The sequence below is a fragment of the Candidatus Micrarchaeota archaeon genome, assembly GCA_021163225.1.
Lineage (GTDB): Archaea > Micrarchaeota > Micrarchaeia > Anstonellales > JAGGXE01 > JAGGXE01.
Map to the genome: position 1 here is coordinate 1 of JAGGXE010000011.1, position 4,524 is coordinate 4,524.

At 45.1% G+C, this 4,524-nt stretch carries 4 protein-coding genes and 1 tRNA gene; 3 read left to right on the forward strand and 2 right to left on the reverse strand.

From position 1 onward, the window contains the following. Positions 1–286 precede the first annotated feature (286 nt). Positions 287–868 (forward strand): hypothetical protein, encoded by a 582-nt coding sequence (locus tag J7K41_00895; GenBank protein ID MCD6549256.1) that lies wholly within the window; start codon positions 287–289, stop codon positions 866–868. Positions 869–876: 8 nt separating this feature from the next. On the opposite strand, the gene J7K41_00900 is transcribed toward J7K41_00895, so the two are convergent. Together J7K41_00900 and J7K41_00905 are read right to left on the reverse strand one after the other, a co-directional pair. Beyond that, on the reverse strand, positions 877–3,570 hold the full coding sequence (locus J7K41_00900) for a DEAD/DEAH box helicase (protein MCD6549257.1): 2,694 nt from the start codon (positions 3,568–3,570) through the stop codon (positions 877–879). A 41-nt stretch (positions 3,571–3,611) separates the two neighbouring features. Continuing rightward, positions 3,612–3,725, reverse strand: a tRNA-Tyr gene (locus J7K41_00905). A 161-nt stretch (positions 3,726–3,886) separates the two neighbouring features. Here J7K41_00905 and J7K41_00910 point away from each other — a divergent pair. Continuing rightward, the gene (locus J7K41_00910) at positions 3,887–4,264 is read left to right on the forward strand and encodes a hypothetical protein (GenBank protein ID MCD6549258.1); all 378 of its coding nucleotides are present in this window, start codon (positions 3,887–3,889) and stop codon (positions 4,262–4,264) included. A 4-nt stretch (positions 4,265–4,268) separates the two neighbouring features. Next, positions 4,269–4,524 (forward strand): hypothetical protein (locus tag J7K41_00915; protein MCD6549259.1); only part of this gene is annotated, 256 nt, incomplete at its 3' end.

Sequence of the window (4,524 nt, forward strand, 5' to 3'; positions counted from 1 at the left end):
ATCGAGATGAATAATTTCTGTTTCAACAACGATAGCAGATATGATATATACAACGAAAATAGCAACAACCGCTTCACCAAAAATCAATGTGGACCGAATAGAAAATATGTTAACGGAGAGGTAGGAAGTTGTGAGAACCCATGTTAATTTATGCCTTGCGAATAATCCTTTTAAAAAGTTAGAAAAGGGTTTTTATTGAATCTTTTGACTAACTAAAGAAACAGCAAAAGAAATGATTATTTGTCGTTTGGAAAGGATTAAAAATCATGCATTCATTTATTCTTACATGAAAAGGTTGGTTTGGTTAACGGTAGCATTGTTCATCATCGTCATTGCGTTTTGGATAATCATGCCAAAGGGTTTGAAAACGGTAACAGAAAAAGATGCGCGTCTGTTCGTTCTTGACGACCTGAAACACAGGTATCCGAACGGTTCCTACGAGATATTATCCGTTCGATTGGATACGAACCATACCGGACCAGGAAAACACTACACCGTTAAAGCAAAGGTAACACTGAACCCAGATTCGCCGTGTCCAGAGAGGATACACCTGTATTACGATTATCCTGAACAAGGGTATGTAACGCAACCCCCTGATTACATAACGAAGGATTGCAAGATCTGGGGCGGGCCCGGTGCACCGATCATATACGAGGAGGAGGCGGTGATCGCATCCCATACGTTTCCCGGTACCGACGATGTCCATGATTACATCACTCAGTACAACGCATCTCACGACGTCACACTCGATGAAAAAACAGGGGTCTGGACGGTAACCTGGTACTCCGAACAGGCAGACTATAGGTACATTGTAAAGGTTGCATCCAACGGTACCATCGTCTCTGTCGAACCCGAATTTAACAGTTGAGTGCTGTTTCACAGTTTCCAGAAACGTTTAGTCTTTATGAACTGTTTCTGCGCATTCAATAGGTCGAGTGCAAGATCAGTTTCATCCCTGTGAACCTTTCGGAGAATCTTTTTCGCCGTCTCAATGCCGACACCGTACACGGTCAGCGCGATCAACGCCCTGCGGCCGTACGCCTGAACCAACGGCACACTCATATCAATAAATCTTTTATCCTTATCGTAGAACCTGCCGTTCTTGATAACACCTGCATAACCCACCATCTCACTACCGCATACCGGGCAACGGATCGGTCCGTTCTCATCCAAATCCTTTATCTTGGTCAGCCAGAACTTGTTACAGTAAGTACATTTTAGTTTAACCACGGTATCGAGAATATGATTGAGGAAGGATTCAACGATCTCGCTGTGCGGTTCCGTAGGCATAACGAATTCTCCGCCGTGTATCCTGATCAGTCCCATCTTCGCCCATTCAGACAGGGACCCTGTCCGTTTAACGATTTTGAACTCGCCCCTCCGGATACGTCTGAGCATATCCACCGTTCCGTTGACATCGAAGTAGTCCTTCAACAGAACACGGACGGTTTCCCTGTACACCGGTAACCCGCGCATATATTTGATGAGTTTTTTAGAAACGGTTTCATCCTCTCCTACCATACCGAAGTTCTGCGCTACATGGTTGAACTTGTAAGCGAAAAGTCTGCTCTCTTCCAATCCGTTGACGATAACGGGTAACACATCCTCCGGGTCGGTATTCATAAGAACCTTCTCAACATCCTCAGGGACGAGTGGAGAATTAGTTTGGATAACAACACGATACGGGTCGTGCATCACACGGACACTCCTATCCTTACCTATGATCTGACCGAATAGGGAAGCAAACGTTGCATTGATCAACGAACCGAACGGGAGATGGACAACTGTCAGGTCGGCGTACGATTCGATCACTATCGTTCGGTCGTCTGGCACGATCTCTTCCTCCGGCAGGTCAAGTTTCCCTTTGAAAAACTTTCTCCATCTCGCAAAACCTTTACCGGCAAGTTCTCTGCGCAGCGAGGTTGCGCGCAGCGCAACCTCGCTCGGCACGGGTATCTCTTCACCTTCCCAGTCCGGAAGAGATAGAGAAAAATCGTCACTGGCCTCAACGAGCACTTCATCGCGTGTAATATCTACAACCCGCCAAGGTAACCCTCGGGTTATAAACGTGTCACCGGGGTTCAGTGTAGCGACAAACCCTTCATCTAAGGTGGATACGTACCTGTTACGTTCAACATCACGCACTTTAAACCTCCTGGTCTTGGGTATGGTTGACAGATGGGTATAGTAGTAGATACGTGTTGAAAGCGTCTTATGGAGCGTGTTATCATCCCTGTTTATGTATACGATTCTCTGTTTGGCCAACTGCTCAGCGATCTCGATCAGTTCACCGAAACTGATATCGTACACGGAAGATTTAGAGAACAACGCATGAACCTCCTCAAGTTTAACGGTACCGCGTTCAAGGAGTACTCCGACCAACTGATGCGCTATTACATCGTAAGCATTACGTTCCATCACTGTAGGTTCCATCCATCCCTCTTCCACGAGTTTCACGATGGCCAAAGATTCAAGGGTATCATCGATGTCGCTCACTATAAGGGTACCTTTCGGAACGAGTTCCATGCGGTGACCGCTCCTCCCGACACGTTGTATCAATCGCGACGCTTGACGCGGTGACATGTATTGAATAACATGGTTAACATCGCCGATATCTATACCGAGCTCAAGACTGGACGTTGCTATGAGCGCGTTCACCTTGTTCTTTTTAAACTCGTTCTCGACACGGACACGAACCTGTCTGGCAAGGGAACCGTGATGAACTGCAACGTTTGCCTTCAGCAGTAACAAACGCGAACCTAACGCCTCCGCAACCTGACGGGTATTGACAAAGATCAACGTTTTCCCTTTATCGATGAGTTCCTTAACACGCAACAGTCTACCCATGGCTTCTGGGTCAAGGTCCAACTCTCTTTCTGATCCAGCGGTTTTCACAGGGGATGGATGTTCGACAGTTATCTCCATACTTTTCCTACGGTTGACCTCAACCACCACGGATTGTCTGGGCGGCGGTGACAGGTAACGGAGCGCGATCTCAGGCGTACCTATGGTAGCGCTCAACCCTATCCTCTGCGTCCCACCAGTCAACGCATCCAACCGTTCAAGGGACAACGCTAACTGCATACCGCGTTTGTTATCGATTATACTGTGGAGTTCGTCTATTATCACATGTTTACAGTAGGATAGGGCCAAACGTAACCTCTTAGCCGAAAGCATACCTGTGAACGTCTCGGGTGTAGTGATCATAAGTTGGGGCGGTAACCTACTCTGTCTGGCACGACGCGCCTGAGGAGTGTCACCGTGTCTCACATCGATAGAAATCCCTAACCTGTTCGCCCATTGTTCCAGTCTCTCCATCATGTCCCTGTTTAAACTCCTCAACGGGGTGATGTACAACGCGTTTATCCCTTTGTCGTCCTTTTTCTCCTTGTATTTCAGAAGACGGTCGAACACGGGGATCATCGCAGCCTCTGTCTTACCGAACCCTACAGGAGCCATTATGAGTACGTCTCTGCCGCTAAGCACCGCATCCACAGATCTCTCCTGGAGTTCGTTAAGCCGTCCGAAACGTTCGACGATGACCCGTTCCAATCTTACATCAAGTAGCATCGTTTTATACATTGCTAACATTCAGTATAAAATAGTTGAAGTCCCGCGGGGGAGAGTTGAACTCCCAACCTGCCGGTTACCGAACGACCGCGCGTTTCCCAAGGGAAACGCAATCAGAACTACAGCCGGCCGCTCTACCATTGAGCTACCGCGGGACTTTTCTATTAATGATAGAAACAGTTTAAAATTCTTTTTCTTTAAACGGACGTGTTTGCGGTTGTGTATAGCTCTTGGACCTGAGAACCTTTTCTGAAGTTCATCAGCCAAGTATATGAATTATCCAAAAAATTATAAATTTTTGACCATTAATTATGTCATGGACATGGATGATAAGGATTACGGAACCTTAGTATCCTTCGGAAAACGACAGGGGTTTATTGCCTTATCTGAGTCTATTAAAAGAGATTTTGATGTATCCATTCCTCCAGTAGATGACCGACAAGTGGATCGTATTACAAAGAAAGGTGTTAATGGTAAAGATGTTTACTTGGATATTCAAACAAAAGCTAGACCTAAAGATTGTAAACCTTATGTTGCAGCAAGATTTGCAGCAATGAGAATAAGTCCAAGAGGCAGTTATTTTTCATTTTTATTAGGAACAACTGAATACATACTTGATAATTCCATCAAAAAAAAGCTTGAGTGTTCGCTAAATGAAAACAATTTCAAATTGCTTGAAGAGTTTAGTGGGTGATTTGATGAAAGAAGAAGACCTGTATCCTACAGTAAAAGAATTCCTGGAAGCAAAAGGTTTTTATCCTGTAAAAACTACACCTTCGGTAAAGATAAGAGGTTACAAACCAGATATTGTAGGATTAAAAGGAAAAAAGGTAATATGTGTAGAAGTAAAACTTGATTTTAATGAGAGATCTTTAATGGAAGCAATAACCCAAGCAAAAGTATACATGTTTGGTACGACTCACGTATATGTAGCTTTTCCATTTCCTTCTTGGC